This is a genomic window from Dokdonia sp. R86516 (genome assembly GCF_044596715.1).
Classification (GTDB): Bacteria; Bacteroidota; Bacteroidia; order Flavobacteriales; family Flavobacteriaceae; genus Dokdonia.
Genome location: NZ_CP138998.1, coordinates 3,351,487 through 3,370,075, shown reverse-complemented (window position 1 = coordinate 3,370,075; position 18,589 = coordinate 3,351,487). Strand labels below are relative to the sequence as shown.

Annotated in this window: 20 protein-coding genes and 1 other RNA gene; 15 read left to right on the top strand and 6 right to left on the bottom strand. The window is 39.8% G+C overall.

Annotation, left to right across the window (positions count from 1 at the left end; all coding sequences use genetic code 11):
- The first annotated feature begins 296 nt into the window (after nt 1–296).
- Entirely contained in the window at nt 297–806 is a 510-nt protein-coding gene (locus tag SJY23_RS15105) for a DinB family protein (RefSeq protein ID WP_396596991.1), read from the top strand.
- A gap of 7 nt (nt 807–813) precedes the next feature.
- Here SJY23_RS15105 and SJY23_RS15100 read toward each other — a convergent pair whose 3' ends face one another.
- Nucleotides 814–1,035: a DUF6095 family protein gene (locus tag SJY23_RS15100; RefSeq protein ID WP_343215416.1), complete on the bottom strand. Its 222-nt coding sequence runs from the start codon at nt 1,033–1,035 to the stop codon at nt 814–816.
- Nucleotides 1,022–1,840 (bottom strand): N-acetylmuramic acid 6-phosphate etherase, encoded by an 819-nt coding sequence (murQ, locus tag SJY23_RS15095; RefSeq protein WP_396598131.1) that lies wholly within the window; start codon nt 1,838–1,840, stop codon nt 1,022–1,024. Before murQ ends, SJY23_RS15100 begins: the two co-directional genes overlap by 14 nt.
- A gap of 219 nt (nt 1,841–2,059) precedes the next feature.
- Between murQ and SJY23_RS15090 the strand changes: the two genes are divergently transcribed.
- The 14 genes from SJY23_RS15090 to SJY23_RS15025 all read left to right on the top strand — a co-directional run bounded on the left by SJY23_RS15090 (nt 2,060) and on the right by SJY23_RS15025 (nt 14,143).
- Nucleotides 2,060–2,350 carry a hypothetical protein gene (locus tag SJY23_RS15090; RefSeq protein ID WP_396596990.1) on the top strand — a complete coding sequence of 97 codons (291 nt, stop codon included), beginning with the start codon at nt 2,060–2,062 and terminating at the stop codon, nt 2,348–2,350.
- A 2-nt stretch (nt 2,351–2,352) separates the two neighbouring features.
- Nucleotides 2,353–2,643 (top strand): cell division protein ZapA, encoded by a 291-nt coding sequence (locus tag SJY23_RS15085; protein ID WP_035336338.1) that lies wholly within the window; start codon nt 2,353–2,355, stop codon nt 2,641–2,643.
- A gap of 55 nt (nt 2,644–2,698) precedes the next feature.
- Nucleotides 2,699–2,821, top strand: a non-coding RNA gene (ssrS, locus tag SJY23_RS15080) — 6S RNA.
- Between the two features lie 122 nt (nt 2,822–2,943).
- Nucleotides 2,944–4,509 carry a ribonuclease Y gene (gene rny, locus SJY23_RS15075; RefSeq protein WP_396596989.1) on the top strand — a complete coding sequence of 522 codons (1,566 nt, stop codon included), beginning with the start codon at nt 2,944–2,946 and terminating at the stop codon, nt 4,507–4,509.
- A gap of 439 nt (nt 4,510–4,948) precedes the next feature.
- Nucleotides 4,949–5,566, top strand: coding sequence for a GNAT family N-acetyltransferase (locus SJY23_RS15070; protein WP_396596988.1), 618 nt, complete (start codon nt 4,949–4,951; stop codon nt 5,564–5,566).
- Complete coding sequence (gene argG, locus SJY23_RS15065) at nt 5,566–6,747, top strand: argininosuccinate synthase (protein WP_396596987.1); 1,182 nt, start codon at nt 5,566–5,568, stop codon at nt 6,745–6,747. Before SJY23_RS15070 ends, argG begins: the two co-directional genes overlap by 1 nt.
- Nucleotides 6,744–7,718: an N-acetyl-gamma-glutamyl-phosphate reductase gene (argC, locus tag SJY23_RS15060; RefSeq protein WP_396596986.1), complete on the top strand. Its 975-nt coding sequence runs from the start codon at nt 6,744–6,746 to the stop codon at nt 7,716–7,718. Before argG ends, argC begins: the two co-directional genes overlap by 4 nt.
- Nucleotides 7,719–7,736: 18 nt before the next feature.
- Nucleotides 7,737–8,525: a pyrroline-5-carboxylate reductase gene (gene proC / locus SJY23_RS15055; RefSeq protein WP_396596985.1), complete on the top strand. Its 789-nt coding sequence runs from the start codon at nt 7,737–7,739 to the stop codon at nt 8,523–8,525.
- A gap of 18 nt (nt 8,526–8,543) precedes the next feature.
- Entirely contained in the window at nt 8,544–9,668 is a 1,125-nt protein-coding gene (locus SJY23_RS15050; protein WP_396596984.1) for an aspartate aminotransferase family protein, read from the top strand.
- The gene (locus SJY23_RS15045; protein ID WP_396596983.1) at nt 9,665–10,630 is read left to right on the top strand and encodes an N-acetylornithine carbamoyltransferase; all 966 of its coding nucleotides are present in this window, start codon (nt 9,665–9,667) and stop codon (nt 10,628–10,630) included. The genes SJY23_RS15050 and SJY23_RS15045 overlap by 4 nt, the downstream gene beginning before the upstream one ends.
- The gene (gene argB / locus SJY23_RS15040; protein ID WP_396596982.1) at nt 10,620–11,405 is read left to right on the top strand and encodes an acetylglutamate kinase; all 786 of its coding nucleotides are present in this window, start codon (nt 10,620–10,622) and stop codon (nt 11,403–11,405) included. Before SJY23_RS15045 ends, argB begins: the two co-directional genes overlap by 11 nt.
- The gene (locus SJY23_RS15035; RefSeq protein ID WP_396596981.1) at nt 11,396–12,466 is read left to right on the top strand and encodes a M20 family metallo-hydrolase; all 1,071 of its coding nucleotides are present in this window, start codon (nt 11,396–11,398) and stop codon (nt 12,464–12,466) included. Before argB ends, SJY23_RS15035 begins: the two co-directional genes overlap by 10 nt.
- A 54-nt stretch (nt 12,467–12,520) precedes the next feature.
- Nucleotides 12,521–13,804: an argininosuccinate lyase gene (argH, locus tag SJY23_RS15030; RefSeq protein WP_396596980.1), complete on the top strand. Its 1,284-nt coding sequence runs from the start codon at nt 12,521–12,523 to the stop codon at nt 13,802–13,804.
- A 57-nt stretch (nt 13,805–13,861) separates the two neighbouring features.
- A complete protein-coding gene (locus SJY23_RS15025; protein ID WP_035336350.1) occupies nt 13,862–14,143 on the top strand; it encodes a DUF2188 domain-containing protein in 282 nt (93 codons plus the stop codon).
- On the opposite strand, the gene leuB is transcribed toward SJY23_RS15025, so the two are convergent.
- The 4 genes from leuB to SJY23_RS15005 all read right to left on the bottom strand — a co-directional run bounded on the left by leuB (nt 14,140) and on the right by SJY23_RS15005 (nt 18,555).
- Complete coding sequence (gene leuB, locus SJY23_RS15020) at nt 14,140–15,255, bottom strand: 3-isopropylmalate dehydrogenase (RefSeq protein ID WP_035327391.1); 1,116 nt, start codon at nt 15,253–15,255, stop codon at nt 14,140–14,142. The two genes, SJY23_RS15025 and leuB, sit on opposite strands and share 4 nt — an antisense overlap.
- A 77-nt stretch (nt 15,256–15,332) precedes the next feature.
- On the bottom strand, nt 15,333–15,947 hold the full coding sequence (gene leuD / locus SJY23_RS15015) for a 3-isopropylmalate dehydratase small subunit (RefSeq protein ID WP_396596979.1): 615 nt from the start codon (nt 15,945–15,947) through the stop codon (nt 15,333–15,335).
- Nucleotides 15,947–17,332 (bottom strand): 3-isopropylmalate dehydratase large subunit, encoded by a 1,386-nt coding sequence (gene leuC, locus SJY23_RS15010; RefSeq protein WP_396596978.1) that lies wholly within the window; start codon nt 17,330–17,332, stop codon nt 15,947–15,949. The genes leuD and leuC overlap by 1 nt, the downstream gene beginning before the upstream one ends.
- Nucleotides 17,333–17,382: 50 nt before the next feature.
- Nucleotides 17,383–18,555 (bottom strand): 2-isopropylmalate synthase, encoded by a 1,173-nt coding sequence (locus SJY23_RS15005; protein ID WP_081804715.1) that lies wholly within the window; start codon nt 18,553–18,555, stop codon nt 17,383–17,385.
- Nucleotides 18,556–18,589: the final 34 nt, after the last annotated feature.

Below are 18,589 nucleotides of genomic sequence, written 5' to 3'. Positions count from 1 at the left end.
AATAGATCTGTCTAGCCGACTTTCCTTAATGAGCCAAATTGGTAGATGGCTAAAATTAAAATTACTTAACTGAAAGTTCTTGTGCCTTCTAGCGACTCTTACTTTACAATTTTATACTATAAATAAAGTATAGAGTTTCTTTCTTTCATGTTTATCTGATTGTTAGTTACAGAGTCTTTATATGATATTTTATGACCTCTTGTAATTCTCTTTTCTTATATTCAGATTAATTTTATACATTATAATGTTGTTGTGTAAATAGACTTATACCAGTAAAAAACTATAATTAAGAATGTATGCGAAGAGAAATCGTTAGTGTTATCAATCAAAATCTAGGAAATGCAATTACTTTAATAGATACTATATCAGAAGATATCTACATTGATAATACTGTTGGTCCTTATTATAGTAGTATAGGTTCCCATATAAGGCATGCATTAGACTTTTTTGACTGTATCATCAATGGTATACAATCTAATAATATTGATCTTACAGCACGTAAGAGGGATGAAGTTATTTCAACAAATCCAGATGCTGCAAAGAATAAGATATATGAGATCCAAGAGCAATTAGTATCATTTATAGGAGTCAATACAGACTACTTATTGCATGTTACAGACAACCTAGGGGCCGGTAAAGAAACAATCATGTACACACTTGAAAGTGTACTTGCTCAAGCTAATACGCATGCCACACATCACTATGCAATTATAAGTTATATGTTGCAAACCCTTGGAGTAGAAACTGTGATCGAAGGTTTCGGATATAATCCATCTACGCCAGTTCCCAAAAGAGAGGGTATTTAAAATCTATTTAATCATTAAATAATGCCTTCATAAGCATCTTTATTCCCTTGAATCCAAAATAAATAGCAGCTACAAATAGTATTATCCCTATGCCTAGAATAGGAATAAACATCGGGTGATCCTGATTTTTAAAGGAAGAGTTAAGAATTATAGGTGCTGTAACTAATAATAGAAGGGTTCCTCCCATAAGCTTAACACCTTTGGCAAGCTTTTCTTTATTTGTGTGCATGATATTCATTTATTGCTTTACGTACGCTGCCGTGGGTTAATAATAAAGTATTCGCTTCTTTTTCAGGTATATTTAGTGAGGCCATTATCATATTAGTTCCTCGTTGTACTAACTTCTCATTACTGAGTTGCATATCTACCATTTTATTTCCTTTAATATGTCCTAGCTTAATCATTGTAGCTGTAGATATCATATTGAGTACTAACTTTTGAGCTGTTCCTGCCTTCATGCGTGAGCTTCCCGTAACAAATTCTGGACCCACAACTGGAACTATTGGATATATAGCAGTTAATGCTAGAGGACTTCCTTCGTTACATGTTATACAACCTGTACTTATTCCTCTATTATTACATTCTTTAAGAGCGCTAATAACGTATGGAGTAGTTCCTGAGGCCGCAATGCCAATTACAACATCCTTTGCAGAAATATTATGTGAATTTAGATCTTCCCAGCCCTGATTACTACTATCCTCTGCAAATTCTACAGCATTTCTTATTGCATCATCTCCACCCGCAATTAACCCAATTACCATTTCTGGTGATACACCAAAGGTAGGCGGGCACTCACTTGCATCTACAACACCTAGGCGACCGCTGGTTCCCGCTCCCATATAGAAAAGTCTTCCACCTTTTTCTAATTTTGATACAACAATATCAACTAATTTTTCAATCTCTGGGATCACCCTCTCAACTGCGTTTGGAACAGTTTTATCCTCGTTGTTAATATTTGAGAGCAGCTCTGTGGTAGTCATCTTTTCAAGATTATCGTAGTGCGAGTCTTGTTCTGTTGTTCGTGTAAATGTCACTGTGTGTGGTTTTGTCTTATGTAAAGGTACAGTGTTTCTTTTTATTTGCTCTTCAAGTATAGTTAATTGTGCTACTACGCTATCAGATAGTAGATTGACAGTGGTTAAATCATGTTTTCGCGTAAGCATAATTTATATCCAATAAAATTTAACTCGTATCCATTGTATGAGTATCTTTCAAATGTTAACTTTGTGTAACGTAGTAAATGCAGACATGTTATGAGTAGTCTTTCTAAAGTTGTGGATTCTCTTGAGTATAGAGTCGCTACTTTGTTGAAAAAATACGAAGATGTGAAGCAAAAGCGGATAGATCTAGAAATAGAACTTACCGCAGTGCAACAAGAAAACAAACAACTGAGAGACGCCATTACGGCGAGTGAACAGAAGGTGAAGACTCTTAAAACGGCAAATGCATTGCTAGGCAGTAACGATTATAAAAGGGAAACCAAACTGAAGATAAACGCTCTTGTACGTGAGATTGATACGTGTATTGCGTCACTGGCTGAATAATTATGGCAGACAAACTTAAAATCAAATTGTCTATTGCAGATCGGGTATACCCGCTTACAATTGATCCAGCTCAAGAGGAGGGATTGCGTAAAGCGACTAAAGAGATTGAGGCAATGGTGAAGCAATTTGAAGAGAGTTATGCCGTTAGAGATAAACAAGATGTACTTGCCATGTGTGCATTGCAATTTGCCTCAAAGGTTACCCAAAAAACTATAAATGAGGACTCTCTGAGTGATGAGACTGCGGCTAGATTACAAAAGCTGGCTGTACTTCTTGATGAGAGCTTAACATAGACGTTCTTTACATACAACAGCATATTACTGCCTGCATTGGATATTTTTTTGATAAACTCAACAGTTATTTTTTATAAAGAGTGACTCTAAGTTGTAAAAGCATGCCGTTACTAGACTCGTTCTAGGTAGACGGAACCTTGATCAGCTTTCTAGCTCTAATCCTTACTATTAGGAGTTTATACAAAATGCACTTCTAATGCAGGCTTTTTTATATCTCATCGTGAGATGTTAAGGTTGTAAAACCTTATAAATCAACCATTAGTATTGCTCTTTAGAGCATTAAAAATATTTACTAGAATTATGGAACATAACGCACTCTTGTTTATCGTAGGTGTGATTGCACTAGCTTTAGGTTTTCTAATAGCAAAAATGCTAGAACGCAATAATGCATCGCAGATTATCAAACGCGCAAAGAAAAGTGCTCAGGGCATCTTAAAAGAAGCTAAGTCTGAGGGCGAGTCTATCAAAAAAGACAAAATACTTCAAGCCAAAGAAAAATTTATCGAGCTTAAAGCAGAGCACGAAAAAGTAATCCTAGGAAGAGATAAAAAAATGAACGATGCAGAGAAGCGCACTCGTGACAAAGAATCTCAAGTAAGTGGTGAGCTTTCGCGAAATAAAAAATTAAATCAATCTCTTGAAGATAGAATTAAAGATTACGATAAGCGTTTAGAATACGTTGACAAGAAAAAGGCCGAAGCTGAAAAAATGCACCAGAGTACGGTGCAACAACTTGAGGTAATCTCAGGACTTTCTGCCGAAGAAGCAAAAAGTCAACTTATAACTACTCTGAAAGATCAAGCCAAGGCAGATGCTATGAAGCACGTGCAAACTTCTATCGAAGAGGCAAAAATGACCGCAGAGCAAGAAGCCAAAAAGATTATCATTAACACCATACAACGCATAGGAACAGAGGAAGCAGTAGAAAACTGTGTATCTGTTTTCAACCTTGAAAGTGACGATGTAAAAGGTAGAATTATAGGTAGAGAAGGTCGTAATATACGTGCTATTGAAGCAGCAACGGGTGTTGAGATTATTGTAGATGATACTCCAGAGGCAATTATACTTTCTTGTTTTGACAGTGTGCGTCGTGAGGTGGCTCGTTTATCACTACACAAATTGGTGACAGATGGTCGTATACACCCAGCAAGAATTGAAGAAGTTGTACAGAAAACAACGAGACAAATTGAGCAAGAGATTGTAGAAGTAGGAAAGCGCACAGTAATCGACTTAGGAATACACGGTTTACACCCAGAGCTTATTAAAGCGGTAGGGCGTATGAAGTACCGTTCTTCTTATGGTCAAAACCTACTACAACACAGTAGAGAAGTTGCAAAACTTTGTAGTGTGATGGCAGCAGAGTTAGGCGTAAATGCAAAACTTGCTCGTAGAGCTGGACTTTTACACGATATAGGTAAAGTGCCAGATACAGAGACAGAAACACCACACGCAATCTTAGGAATGCAATGGGCAGAGAAGTATGGAGAGAAGCCAGACGTATGTAATGCCATAGGTGCTCACCACGATGAGATTGAGATGACAAGTTTACTTTCTCCTATTGTACAGGTTTGTGATGCTATAAGTGGAGCGAGACCAGGTGCACGCCGTCAGGTATTAGATTCATACATACAACGTCTCAAAGATCTTGAGGAAATAGCTTTTGGATTCCAAGGTGTGAAGAAAGCTTATGCTATTCAAGCAGGACGTGAACTACGTGTTATTGTAGAGAGTGAGAAGGTTAATGATGATAAAGCTTCATCACTATCTTTTGAAATTTCTCAAAAAATTCAAACAGATATGACTTACCCAGGTCAAGTAAAAGTTACCGTAATACGAGAGACCAGAGCGGTCAATATTGCAAAGTAACAGTTAGATTTAGTTATTATTTTTATAAAGAGGCTAGCGCATTATGCGCTAGCCTCTTTTGTTTTAAACCCCTTATGTTGAGTATTTCATAATCTAAAAGGCATTAAATAAGATTCTTGTAGTAAAGTCTAAAAATCTTATTTAATTATATAAAAAAGATAGTTTTTATATAATTAATACTAAAAGTGCATTGCTAGCTCAAATAAGTTGCTACCTTTGAGCCATTAGTATGAATAGAATAATTGCACATATCTCAAATAGCCTTACAGCACTTCTTGCTGCAAGACCTGCTATGCAATTACTTCCTGTTCCTGTACGACGCTTCCGCCGCCGCCCGTAAGGGTAGCTCATTAATGAGGGATGGTAGGTGAGTCCTATCCCGTTTTCCACAAAAGGAACCGTCACATTTTCAATATACATTTTAACTTAAATCATCGCTATGCAAATTGTTGTAGCCACGATTTCGCACACACCATATGCTCAGATTATCTGTGATACCATCGCAGAGTCATCTAAGGTACGTGGTACAGGAATCGCTCGTAGAACTCCAGAATATGTTATCTCAAAGATGGAAGCAGGTAATGCTGTCATCGCTTTAGAGGGAGACATTTTTGCGGGCTTCTGTTATATAGAAGCCTGGGGACACGAAAAATTTATTGCCAACTCTGGACTTATTGTTTACCCAGACTTCCGGGGGCAAGGACTTGCCAAAAAAATTAAAGGAGAGATATTTACGCTTTCGCGAAAGCGTTATCCAGATGCAAAAATCTTCGGTATCACCACAGGTCTTGCCGTGATGAAGATTAATAGTGATCTAGGGTATAAACCCGTCACGTTTTCTGAACTCACAACAGACGAAAGCTTCTGGAAAGGTTGCCAGACCTGCAAGAATTTTGATGTACTCACACGTACAGAGCAAAAGATGTGCTTATGCACAGGGATGCTCTATGATCCATCAAAAGAATCAAAATCCACAGAAAAAAATACTGTAAAAGCACCTGTTTTTAACAGGCTGAAACAAATAAAGGAAAAGCTATTCCTCAAAAAAAATAAGTAATGAAAAAATTAATCTTAGCATACTCAGGAGGACTCGATACGAGTTATTGTGTAAAATATTTTACTGCAGAAATGGGGTATGAAGTGCACGCTGTAAGTGTAAATACAGGTGGATTTACAGATCAAGAAATTGCAAATAATAAAGAGAAAGCGCTTGCGCTAGGAGCTACATCATATACAAACATAGATGCCATAACTACCTTTTATGATACGGTGGTAAAGTATCTCATTTTTGGTAATGTACTTAAGAACAACAGTTACCCACTTTCTGTAAGTGCAGAGCGTATCGTGCAAGCCATAGAGATTGCAAAATTTGCCAAAGCTCAAAATGCCGATGCTATTGCTCACGGTAGTACGGGTGCAGGTAACGATCAAGTGCGTTTTGATATGACGTTCCAGACTATTGTGCCAGAGTTAGAAATAATAACGCCGATAAGAGATCAAACGCTTTCGCGAAAGCAGGAAATCGATTACTTACAGAGTCACGGTATTTCTTGGTCTTGGGAGAAAGCTCAATACTCAATAAATCAAGGTTTATGGGGTACAAGTGTAGGAGGTGCTCAAACCCTAACCTCACATCAAACACTGCCTGAGGATGCATATCCTAGTCAGCTAGAGGCTAGTGATTCTCAAACCTTAAAAATTGGATTTACACAAGGGGAACCTACTTCGCTTAATGGAAAGCAAGGTTTACCAGTGGAGATTATAGAGCAACTAGAAGACATCGCAAGCAAGTATGCCATAGGTCGCGGGATGCACGTGGGAGACACCATCATTGGAATAAAGGGAAGAGTAGGTTTTGAAGCTGCAGCTCCTATAATTATACTCGAAGCACATCGTACTCTTGAGAAACACACGCTTTCAAAATGGCAATTACAACACAAAGAAAACATAGCGTTGTGGTATGGAACTCACTTACACGAGGGATTATACCTAGAGCCAGTAATGAGAGACTTTGAAGCATTTTTACAAAGCAGCCAGAATACGGTGACTGGAGAAGTAGAAGTAGTATTACATCCATATAGATTTGATGTAGTAGGCATCACATCAGATTATGACCTTATGCAATCTAAGGTAGCGAGTTACGGAGAAGAAAACCAAGGATGGACTGCCGCCGAAGCAAAAGGGTTTATAAAAATATTAGGGAACCAGTCTAGAATCATAGCAAACCAAGACAAATGAAAAAAATAGGAATCATAGGTGGTGCAGGTTATACTGCTGGGGAGCTCATTAGACTGCTTATTCATCACCCAGAAGTAGAGATAGATTTTATATACAGTACTAGTAACGCTGGTAATGCAGTAGGCGTGGTGCATCAAGATCTTGCTTATGTAGATCTTGCTTTTACAAGTGAGGTAAACACAAGTGTAGATGTAGTTTTTTTATGTCTAGGTCATGGTAACTCTGGTAAATTTCTGGAGCAATATAGCTTTTCTTCAAGTACGAAGATCATTGATTTGAGTAATGAGTTTAGACTTAAAAGTGATATCACTTTTAAGGATAGAACATTTGTTTACGGCTTGCCAGAAATCAATAAAGAGAAAATTAAAAACGCGCAAAATATTGCAAATCCTGGATGTTTTGCAACTGCTATTCAGCTTGCATTATTACCGCTGGCGAGTGCTTCTTTACTCAGTCAAGATGTACATATTAATGCCGTAACAGGCGCTACGGGAGCGGGAGTAAAACCTAGTGCTACCACGCATTTTGGGTGGAGAGATAATAACTTCTCACACTACAGGGCTTTTAACCATCAGCATCTTGGAGAGATAGGAGAGTCTGTTGTGCAGCTGCAAGAAGGTTTTAATAGCGAACTTCATTTTATTCCACAGCGTGGTAATTTTTCTAGAGGAATTTTTGCAATTGCCTACACATATTTTGAGGGTACGATTGAAGAGGCATATGCGCTTTATGAGGATTTTTATAAGGATTCCGCTTTCGCGAAAGCGGTAAAAGCACCTTTACATCTCAAACAAGTGGTAAATACAAACTACTGCTTTATACACTTAGAAAAACACGGCAATAAATTGTTGATTACGAGTGTGATTGATAATCTCTTAAAAGGAGCAAGTGGGCAGGCTGTAGAAAATATGAATCTAATGTTTGGGTGGGCTCAAGATACTGGGCTCCAACTCAAGGCAAGTTATTTCTAATAGTTAAGATATAGACATATGAAAATAGCAATCATAGGAACGGGGAATTTAGGTCTTGCCATCGCAAAAGGACTCATCACAAATAATGCGGTGACTAGCTTGTATCTTACGAAAAGAGATATTTCTAGTATCGAAAAATGGGATGCGTACAAGGAAGTAACAACTACGAGTGATAACCGTGAGGCTGTTGCAAAAAGTGACATTCTCATTTTTGCAGTACAACCAGGTCATTTTGCAGGTATACTTGAAGAGATTAAAGAATTACTTACAGAGAAACATATTATTATCTCTACGATAACTGGTTTTAAAGTGCCACAAATCGCTGAAATTGTAGGAGACGATCAATTTCTTATACGAGCGATGCCTAACACCGCTATTGCTGTAGGACAAAGTATGACCTGTTTATGTAGTAATACAGTAGGCGAAAAGCGCATTGCCATAGCCGAAGCCATTTTTAACAAACTAGGCACAACTCTTATTATTCCAGAAGGACAAATGCAAGCTGCTACGGTAATCTGTGCGAGCGGTATTGCTTTTTGGATGAGATTGATAAGGGCAACTACGCAGGGAGCCATACAGTTAGGTTTTGACGCAAAAGAAGCGCAAGAACTTGCTATGCAAACCTGTCTAGGAGCTGCCAAGCTCGTTATTAAATCTGGAAACCATCCAGAAGCAGAAATTGATAAAGTAACTACGCCAAAAGGCTGTACCATAGAAGGTCTCAATGAGATGGAACATTCAGGTTTAAGCTCTTCTCTCATAAAGGGAATCGTGGCTAGTTATCAAAAAATTAATAGCATCTCATAGTGCTTAAAAATAAAGAGTATGAAATTATTTGATGTATATCCACTTTATGATGTTACTCCTGTCAAGGCAGAGGGATGCTATGTGTATGATCAAAGTGGTCAAGAATATCTTGATTTATACGGTGGTCACGCGGTAATCTCCATAGGTCACGGACACCCACATTATATAGAGAAATTAAAAACACAGATGGATGCCATAGGGTTTTACTCTAACGCAGTTCAAAATCCGCTGCAGGTGGAGGTTGCTCAGAAGTTGGGAGCGCTTTCTGGTTGTGAAGATTATGATTTGTTTTTCTGTAACTCAGGAGCAGAGGCAAATGAGAACGGATTAAAACTAGCGTCATTTGACACAGGTAAAAGTCGCGTGGTAGCGTTTAAAAATAGCTTTCACGGGAGAACATCTGCCGCCGTAGCAGCTACTGATAATTCTAGTATTGTTGCACCTATAAATGCACAACACAAAGTATCCATACTTGATCTGGGCAATACAGAGCAACTAGAGGAAACTTTGCAACAAGGAGATTGCTGTGTAGTGATTTTAGAATTTATCCAAGGTGTAGGAGGTTTAGATCAATCTACAGAGGTGTTTTATCAAGATGTTGCCGCGCTTTGTAAAAAGTATGATGTAAAACTCATTGCAGACGAGGTGCAATCTGGTTTTGGTAGATCTGGAGAGTTTTTTGCTTTTCAGAAATATAATATCACACCAGATATCATCACCATCGCAAAAGGAATGGGTAACGGCTTTCCCGTAGGCGGTGTGCTGGTGCATCACTCTATTGAGGCGCGATATGGGATGCTGGGAACGACTTTTGGCGGTAATCATCTTGCTTGCGCTGCTACACTTGCAGTTATCGAAGTAATTGAAAAGGAACATTTGATGGCGCACGCAAAGGAAATGGAAACCTACTTTAGGGAGAAAGCACTTGCCTTTGGTAATCGGGTGACTGTAAAAGGTCGCGGACTAATGCTAGGGCTAGACTTAGGCTACGATGTAGGAGCATTACGCAAAAAACTAATCTACGAGTACCACATTTTTACGGGAGGGGCAAAAAACAAACACGTGCTCAGAATACTTCCACCACTTACAATTCAAAAACCACAGATAGATTTACTATTTGAAGCATTACACAAGGAGTTATGAAGAACTACATATCTATAAATGATATTCCTAATCTAGAAATGGCGATTAAAGAAGCGCTGTATATGAAGGAGTATCCGTACGCTTTCGCGAAAGCGGGAAAACAAAAAACCTTAGGTCTTCTATTTTTTAACTCAAGCTTACGTACAAGATTAAGCACAGAAAAGGCTGCCAAAAACCTTGGAATGGAGACAATGACACTCAATGTAAACAGTGATAGCTGGCAACTAGAGTTTGAAGATGGTACTGTGATGGATGGCACAAAAGCAGAGCATATTAAGGAGGCTGCGCAGGTGTTATCGCAATATTGTGATGTACTTGCCGTGAGAGCTTTTCCAGGGCTGGTAGATAAAAGTCAAGATGAGCTAGAGGTCGTACTTTCTGCATTTATGCAATATGGGAGTGTGCCGGTTGTAAATCTGGAGAGCAGTACGGCGCACCCACTACAAGGGTTTACAGATGCAATCACGATTTACGAACTCACCGAAAGTCTACGTGCAGCAAATAAAAAGCCTAATGTTGTATTAACCTGGGCACCACATCCTAAAGCCTTGCCGCACGCAGTTGCAAACTCATTTGTCCAGACGATGCAAAAGGCAAATGTAAATTTCGCAATTACTAATCCAGAGGGTTATGATCTTAACCCAGAGATACGTGGAGAAGTACCTGTGATTCATAACCAGAAAGAAGCCTTTGCAAATGCCGACATCATTTATGTAAAAAATTGGAGCAGCTATGAAGATTATGGTAAGGTGCAATCGCAAGACAGTAACTGGATGATTAATGCCGAAAAACTTAAGGGAACCAATCAAGCCAAAGTAATGCATTGCCTACCTGTGCGTCGTAACGTTGTCATTGCAGATGATGTGCTAGACACCGAGTCAAGCGCAGTAATCCAGCAAGCTGGTAATAGAACGTGGGCTGCACAATGGGTGCTTAAAAACATACTCGACAATGATGAATAAACAGCAACTTACCGTAGTAAAAATAGGTGGAGACATTGTAGATTATGATGAGCTACTCACTTCATTTTACACACATTTTAAGGCAATTTCTGGTCCAGCTATTATCATACACGGTGGAGGAAATAAAGCTTCCATTTTACAAGAGCAGCTGGGTTATATCCCAGTAAAAGTAGACGGGAGAAGGGTGACAGATGAGGCTACGCTAGAGGTTGTGACAATGGTGTATGCCGGACTTCTCAACAAGAAACTTGTCGCTGGCCTGCAGGCAAAAGGTAAAAACACCATAGGACTTTCTGGAGCAGATGGTGATGTCGTGAGAGCGCATAAACGCGAAGTGATTACGGTAGATTATGGTTTTGTGGGAGATATAGATAGAATAAATGTGAGTTTTATAAATGACCTCCTTTCTGACGGTAAAGTGCCCGTATTTTCTGCAATTACGCACGATGGTAATGGGCAATTACTCAACACCAATGCAGATACACTCGCTGCCAAAATTGGGGTAGCAATGAGCTCTCTCTATAACGTTCAGTTGTTTTATTGTTTTACAAAACCAGGTGTCCTTGAAGATGTAAATAATGATGAATCGATAGTAACGCGCATAGATAAAGGGCTTTATAAAGAGATGAAAACAGCCGGCCAAATATTTGAAGGTATGATTCCAAAACTAGATACTGCTTTTGAGGCGCTAGATCAAGGCGTTATGAGAGTGCATCTGGGCGAGGTTGATATACTGAGTAATAACACTATAAAACACACGACACTATGTCTTTAAAAACTCAAATAGATAGCGCCGTAGGACTACTGCAATCACTCATTGAGACCCAAAGTTTTTCTAGTGAAGAAGATGGCACAGCTCTACTTATAACAAATTGGTTAAAGGAGAAGGGGATTACGCTTTCGCGAAAGCGTAACAACATCTACGCATTTAATAAACATTATGACGCATCAAAACCGTTATTGCTTCTCAACTCGCACCACGATACGGTTAAGCCAAATAAAGGATACACAAGAGATCCTTATAATGCCGAAATCAAGGACGGAAAATTGTACGGTCTAGGAAGTAACGATGCAGGTGCAAGTCTTGTGGGCTTATTAACAGCGTTTGTACATTTTTATGAGCGTGAAAGTATGTCTCATAATATTGTAATTGTAGCTTCTGCTGAAGAAGAGTCAAGTGGTCCTAATGGTCTCAATAGTATGCTTGCGCATCTGCCAGAGATAGATGTTGCCATTGTAGGCGAACCTACACTTATGAATCTCGCCATTGCCGAAAAAGGTCTGGTGGTTTTTGATGCAGTAGTGAAAGGAACGGCAGGTCACGCAGCTCACATAAAGGAGAATATGGCTATTTATAATGTGATAGAAACCTTGCAGTGGTTTGAGAATATAACTTTTGATAAAGTGTCTGATACGCTGGGAGCAACTAAGGTTACCGTAACTCAAATTAATGCGGGTAGTCAGCATAATGTAGTGCCTAGTCAGGTAGAACTCGTCATAGATGTGAGAGTAAATGAACATTACAGCAACCAAGAAATCGCCGATTATATGGTGGCAAATGTTCCGTGTGACACAATACAGCCACGGTCATTACGATTAAATAGTTCGCGTATCCCAAAAGAGCACAAATTAGTACAAGCAGGAATAGTCCTAGGCAGAGAAACCTACGGTTTACCTACCTTATCTGATCAAGCCTGCTTGTCTTGCCCATCTTTGAAGTTAGGTATAGGGGACAGCACTCGCTCTCATATGGCAGATGAGTTTGTCTATGTACACGAGATAGAGCAGGGGATAGCATTATACATCGAGCTCTTAGAAAAATTTTTAACCGCATAAATAATAAAGGTTGTTGCAATAATGTGAATAGCATAACCTACTAATAATATACCTATGAAACTTTGGGAAAAAGGAATACCAACAGATCAAAAAATAGAAGCATTTACGGTGGGTAATGATCGTGAGATTGATATCCATATTGCTAGGTATGACTTGCTAGCCAGCAAGGCACACGCGACGATGCTTGCATCTGTAGGCTTGCTTACACAAGAGGAGAGCGAGCAGCTTAATAAGCAATTAGACCTTATGCTCAAGCAAGAGCAGGAAGGATTATTTGTTATAGAAGCAGATTTTGAAGATGTACATTCTAAGATAGAAAGTGACCTCGTAAAAGCACTGGGAGATACCGGTAAAAAAATACACACAGCGAGATCTCGTAATGATCAAGTTCTTGTGGCGTTAAACCTTTATTTTAAAGCAGAATTATCTCAAATAACTGAAGGCGTAGAGAAGTTGTTTACCACACTTCTAAAACTTGCAGAGGCGCATAAAAACACCTTGCTGCCTGGATATACGCACCTTCAAGTGGCAATGCCGTCATCATTTGGGCTTTGGTTTTCTGCCTATGCGGAGTTACTTATAGATGATCTTTACTTACTCAAAGCAGCGCAGAAGGTAGTAGATCAAAATCCGCTGGGGAGTGCAGCTGGATATGGATCTAGTTTTCCTATCGATAGAGAGATGACTACCGCGCAACTTCAATTTGCCGATTTGAAATATAATGTAATTGCAGCCCAACTCTCAAGAGGGAAGTCTGAGCGTACGGTAACGCAAGCAGTTGCAAATATTGCAAATACCTTGAGTCGTTTTGCAATGGATATATGTTTGTACTGCTCTCAAAATTTTGGATTCATTAAGTTTCCAGATGCACTTACTACGGGCAGTAGTATTATGCCGCACAAAAAAAATCCAGATGTTTTTGAATTGCTTCGTGGTAAGTGCAATCAGTTGCAAGCGATCCCACAAGAAATGATTATGATTACAAATAATCTGCCAAGCGGTTATCATAGAGACTACCAGTTACTTAAAGAAAATGCTATCAAGTCTGTTGAGGATCTTAAAGTAGTGCTAGATATTTTTGAGTTCTCTATTGCTCAGGTGCAAGTGCAGGATGTTAATCTAGATGATGAGAAGTATCAACACCTCTTTACAGTAGATGCTATTAATGATCTTGTAACCGCAGGTGTTCCTTTTAGAGAAGCATATAAGCAAATAGGGGAGCAGGTAGAAAATGGTTGTTTTAAAGCAGGAAATACAAAGGAGCACTCACACTTAGGAAGTATACATAACCTAGGTCTAGATAAGATACAAGCCAAATTTGACAAGGCGGTATCTTAATGAGTATCGAAGACTTTAGACACATAATGAGCTTATGTAAAATAGTATCTTCGCACTATGAGTAGCATTAAAACCTTTTTGCGTTCATTACTAGAAATAGTAGAAAACGTATATGAAAACTCTCGCAAGGCAAGTAGAAAACGTACTTGGCATCAGCACGTGGTCCCCTATGAAGGGGACTGGGCTGTAAGGCGCGAGGGTAACAAGCGTATCACTTCAAAGCATCAAAAGCAGAGTACTGCCATACGTAAAGCAAAGAGTATTGCACGTAAACGCAAGGCAGATGTGATTATACACCGTGCAGGTGGTGGCATACGCGAGCGTATAAACTACGATTAAATAATTGTGCTTTGCCCTGCGTGAATGTTTTTAAAATTACGGTTTGTGTCTTCTGGGTTTAAGATATAGTCGGCAATAAAATCACCCACTTTTGAAGTACTTAACGGGTTTTCTGGTTTGAGATCTTCTGTTGTAAAACCTAATTCTAATGATTTTTCTACAGCGGTTTCTATACTTGCTGCTTCATCTTGAAGCCCGAGATGTCTCAATAACATCGCTGCAGATAAGATAGAAGCCAGCGGATTTGCAATTCCCTTGCCAGTAGCTTGTGGGTAAGAGCCGTGTATAGGCTCAAAAAGCGCATTTTCTGTACCTACAGAGGCAGAAGCTAGAAGTCCTATAGAACCTCCTATCACACTTGCCTCATCAGAAATAATATCACCAAACAAGTTTTCTGTCAAAATCACGTCAAACTGCTTTGGGTTTAAAATCATTTGCATCGCTGCATTGTCTACAAAGAGAAAATCTACCGCTACATCTGGATATCCTTTTGCTATCTCAGTTACTGTTTTTCTCCACAGCCTTGACGTTTCTAGCACGTTTGCTTTATCTACGAGCGTCAATTTTTTTCGTCTGTTTTGAGCCTCTTTAAAGGCTAGATGTGCCATTCTTGTAATTTCTTTTACAGAATATGAGCAACCGTCTGAGGCTACTTGACCATCATCACTAAGGTGTTTCTCACCAAAATAGATACCACCTGTGAGTTCGCGATAGATAGACATATCTGCGCCAGAAATGATCTCTCTTTTAAGAGGTGAATTATCTATAAGTTGCTCGTAAGCCTTTACAGGGCGTACATTACAAAAGAGTCCTAGTGACTTACGAAGTCTTAAAAGGCCTTGTTCTGGGCGAACTTTTGCTGTAGGGTCGTTATCATATTTGGGATCGCCAATGGCCCCAAACAGTATAGCGTCAGATGCCTCACAAATATCTAGTGTTTCCTCAGGAAGTGGGTTGCCCGTCGCGTCTATGGCGCAAGCACCCATCATGGCTTCTGTATATGTAAAGTGATGTCCGTATTCGTCTGCTACTGCCTCTAGGGCTTTTTTTGCTTGAGCAGTAACTTCTGGTCCTATCCCGTCTCCAGGTATGATTGCAATATTAAAGTCCATAGTGTGTGTTTGAATTATGTACTAAATCCCCGCCTTAGTAGGCGAGGATCTGGTAACCATTTATATATTGTGTTTTCTTAAAACACCATTCGTTCTTTTTCAAAGGCTTCTATTTCGGCCTTTTTACTTAGTAGAAAGTCGATATCATCATATCCATTAATCATACAAACCTTCTTGTAAGGATCTATTTCAAATTCCGCTTTCGTACTTCGACCTTGCTCAGCATAAACTTCAGCCATCTCAACTACCTGATTTTCTAGGTCTATTGTAATAGGTAACTCAGGGTTTGCTTCTATACCTGCTAGTAATTCCTTAAGATACTCCGGCGTCACCTGAATAGGAAGCAAGCCGTTGTTAAGTGCATTACCTTTAAAAATATCTGCAAAAAAACTTGAGATCACGACCTTAAACCCATATCCTACAATTGCCCAAGCAGCGTGCTCACGGCTAGACCCACAACCAAAGTTATCTCCAGCTACCAGAATTTTTGCTCCAGCATATTGTGGTTTATTAATAGGGAACTCTGCATCCAGCGTTCCATCTTTTTTAAAGCGCCAGTCTCTAAAAACGTTATCACCAAACCCTTTTTTATCTGTCGCCTTCAGGAAGCGCGCAGGGATAATCTGGTCTGTATCTATATTTTCTATAGGTAGCGGTACCGCTGTGCTTATGAGTTTTGTAAATTTTTCCATTAGGCTACAGCTTCTTTTGTGACGTCTACTATTTTACCAGCTATTGCGGTTGCAGCAGCAACAAGGGGGGATGCAAGAATCGTCCTTGCGCCTTGTCCCTGGCGACCTTCAAAATTTCTATTTGAGGTAGAAACACAGTACTCTCCAGCGGGAATTTTATCATCATTCATCGCTAGACAGGCTGAACAGCCAGGCTGCCGTAAGGCAAACCCAGCCTCTTCAAACACCTCTTTAAGCCCCTCTTCTTCGAGTTGCTTTGCTACTTGTTGTGAGCCAGGTACTAGCCAAGCGTTCACATTTGCAGCTTTTTGTTTTCCGCGCACGTATGATGCGGCTATTCTAAAATCTTCTATTCTTGAGTTTGTACAACTTCCTAAAAACACATAATTAATAGGCGTGTCTAGTAATTGTGCTCCACCCTTGAAGTCCATATACTCCAGCGCTTTCTCAAAGGTCATATCGCCTTTCTCGGGTATGGCGCCGTTTATTTTTATTCCCATTCCTGGGTTTGTGCCGTAGGTGAGCATAGGTGCTATATCTTCGGCATCAAAGTGATATTCTTTGTCAAAAGTGGCATCTTGATCTGTAGGGAGTGTTTTCCAGTAGGATACCGCTTTCGCGAAAGCGTCACCCTGCGGAGCAAATTTGCGTCCTTCTACATAATCAAAAGTGGTTTGATCTGGGGCAATCATACCACCACGAGCACCCATCTCGATACTCATATTACAAACCGTCATACGGCCTTCCATACTCATCTCTTCAAAAACGTTACCCGCATACTCACAGAAGTAACCTGTACCAGCGTTTGTGCCAATTTTTGAGATGATATATAAAATCACATCCTTAGGAGAAACGTGTGGTGCAAGGGTTCCATTTACAGAAACGCGTAAGCTTTTAGGCTTGTTAAGTAACAAGCTCTGACTCGCAAATACTTGTCCCACCTGACTCGTCCCGATACCAAAGGCAATAGTGCCAAAGGCTCCGTGTGTTGAGGTGTGACTATCGCCACAAACCATTGTCATACCCGGTTGTGTGATGCCCAGTTCTGGTGCCATCACGTGTACAATACCATTGTACTTGTGACCTAGACCATAGAGGGTGATGTTGTGTTTCTCACAGTTTTCTGTGAGTTGTTGTAATTGCTTGCGAGACATCTCATCTCTAATAGGTAAATGCTGATCTTGAGTTGGGGTATTATGATCTGCCGTGGCAACTATTTGATCTGGACGCGCTACAGCAATGCCACGTTCCTCAAGCTCATTAAATGCCTGCGGACTCGTCACTTCGTGTATCAAGTGCTTGTCTATATATAAGATTTGGGGTCCGTTATCTACCGTGTCTACCACGTGTGCATCCCAGACTTTATCAAATAGTGTTTTTCCCATTGTTATGTATGCTCTCGTAAATTACGTGTGTAATTATGATTTTTTATAAGTTATGCTACGGCTCCAGCTTTGCACTGTATGTGTTGCATAATCATATGTATGTCGTTGTCTTTTACTTCCTTTTGTCTATCTGCCACATTAAGGAACTGCTCATAAGCAGCATCTAGTTGAAGTTTTGTTAGTTCGTATCCTACTTTTTTTGATCTGTAGGCAAGTGCTGCTCTACCGCTTCTTGCTGTAAGCACGATAGATGTCTCGTTTACTCCTACATCTTTAGGATTCATAATCTCGTAGGTCTCTCTATTTTTAATCATACCATCCTGATGGATTCCTGAGCTGTGTGCAAAGGCATTTGCTCCTACAATGGCCTTGTTAGGTTGTACGACCATTCCCATCTTATCGCTCACCATACGGCTCGTGTCAAAAAGGAGTTGGGTATTTATATCTGTATGAAGATTAAGTGTGGGGTGTTGTTTAAGGATCATTACTACCTCCTCTAGAGAGGTGTTACCCGCACGCTCACCTATACCGTTTATGGTACATTCTATCTGTCTTGCTCCGTTTATCACACCTGCAATACTGTTTGCAGTGGCTAGACCAAGGTCATTGTGACAGTGGCAAGAGAGGGTTACGTTTTCTATACCCTTCACATTTTCACGTAAGTATTTAATTTTTGCTCCATACTCTTCAGGTAAACAATAACCCGTAGTATCTGGAATATTAAGAACGGTTGCTCCGGCTGCGATGACTTGCTCAAGCACCTTTGCAAGAAATGCATTATCTGTACGACCCGCATCTTCTGCATAGAACTCTACATCATCAACAAAATTTTTAGCGTAAGCGGTTGCTTTTACAGCACGTTCTATAATCTGCTCAGGAGTGGCGTTAAATTTATACTTCATATGCGACTCGCTAGTACCTATACCCGTGTGGATTCTAGGTCTAACGGCATATTTTAAAGCTTGTGCGGCAACCTCAATATCCTTCTCTACTGCACGAGTGAGACCACATACGGTTGCGTTTTTTACAAGTTTTGAAATCTCCTCCACAGAACTAAAATCTCCAGGAGAGGAAATAGGAAAACCAGCTTCAATAACATCTACGCCTAAAACATCGAGACGCTCTGCTATAGAGAGCTTTTCTTTTTTGTCTAGTTTACAACCAGGTACCTGCTCTCCATCACGAAGAGTCGTATCAAAAATCTGAACTTTGTCGTTTTGCATAGCTTTCATTTCTACACGAATTTATACCTTGCTT

Excerpts from the sequence above, each read along its gene's own strand:
- rny (WP_396596989.1), top strand. The coding sequence starts at position 2,944 with ATGGAACATAACGCACTCTTGTTTATCGTAGGTGTGATTGCACTAGCT.
- argH (WP_396596980.1), top strand. The coding sequence starts at position 12,521 with ATGAAACTTTGGGAAAAAGGAATACCAACAGATCAAAAAATAGAAGCA.
- SJY23_RS15085 (WP_035336338.1), top strand. The coding sequence starts at position 2,353 with ATGGCAGACAAACTTAAAATCAAATTGTCTATTGCAGATCGGGTATAC.
- leuD (WP_396596979.1), bottom strand. The coding sequence starts at position 15,947 with ATGGAAAAATTTACAAAACTCATAAGCACAGCGGTACCGCTACCTATA.
- SJY23_RS15050 (WP_396596984.1), top strand. The coding sequence starts at position 8,544 with ATGAAATTATTTGATGTATATCCACTTTATGATGTTACTCCTGTCAAG.
- SJY23_RS15025 (WP_035336350.1), top strand. The coding sequence starts at position 13,862 with ATGAGTAGCATTAAAACCTTTTTGCGTTCATTACTAGAAATAGTAGAA.
- SJY23_RS15100 (WP_343215416.1), bottom strand. The coding sequence starts at position 1,035 with ATGCACACAAATAAAGAAAAGCTTGCCAAAGGTGTTAAGCTTATGGGA.
- SJY23_RS15105 (WP_396596991.1), top strand. The coding sequence starts at position 297 with ATGCGAAGAGAAATCGTTAGTGTTATCAATCAAAATCTAGGAAATGCA.
- argG (WP_396596987.1), top strand. The coding sequence starts at position 5,566 with ATGAAAAAATTAATCTTAGCATACTCAGGAGGACTCGATACGAGTTAT.
- leuC (WP_396596978.1), bottom strand. The coding sequence starts at position 17,332 with ATGGGAAAAACACTATTTGATAAAGTCTGGGATGCACACGTGGTAGAC.
- SJY23_RS15005 (WP_081804715.1), bottom strand. The coding sequence starts at position 18,555 with ATGCAAAACGACAAAGTTCAGATTTTTGATACGACTCTTCGTGATGGA.
- leuB (WP_035327391.1), bottom strand. The coding sequence starts at position 15,255 with ATGGACTTTAATATTGCAATCATACCTGGAGACGGGATAGGACCAGAA.
- argC (WP_396596986.1), top strand. The coding sequence starts at position 6,744 with ATGAAAAAAATAGGAATCATAGGTGGTGCAGGTTATACTGCTGGGGAG.
- SJY23_RS15070 (WP_396596988.1), top strand. The coding sequence starts at position 4,949 with ATGCAAATTGTTGTAGCCACGATTTCGCACACACCATATGCTCAGATT.
- SJY23_RS15035 (WP_396596981.1), top strand. The coding sequence starts at position 11,396 with ATGTCTTTAAAAACTCAAATAGATAGCGCCGTAGGACTACTGCAATCA.
- SJY23_RS15045 (WP_396596983.1), top strand. The coding sequence starts at position 9,665 with ATGAAGAACTACATATCTATAAATGATATTCCTAATCTAGAAATGGCG.
- SJY23_RS15090 (WP_396596990.1), top strand. The coding sequence starts at position 2,060 with ATGAGTAGTCTTTCTAAAGTTGTGGATTCTCTTGAGTATAGAGTCGCT.
- argB (WP_396596982.1), top strand. The coding sequence starts at position 10,620 with ATGATGAATAAACAGCAACTTACCGTAGTAAAAATAGGTGGAGACATT.
- proC (WP_396596985.1), top strand. The coding sequence starts at position 7,737 with ATGAAAATAGCAATCATAGGAACGGGGAATTTAGGTCTTGCCATCGCA.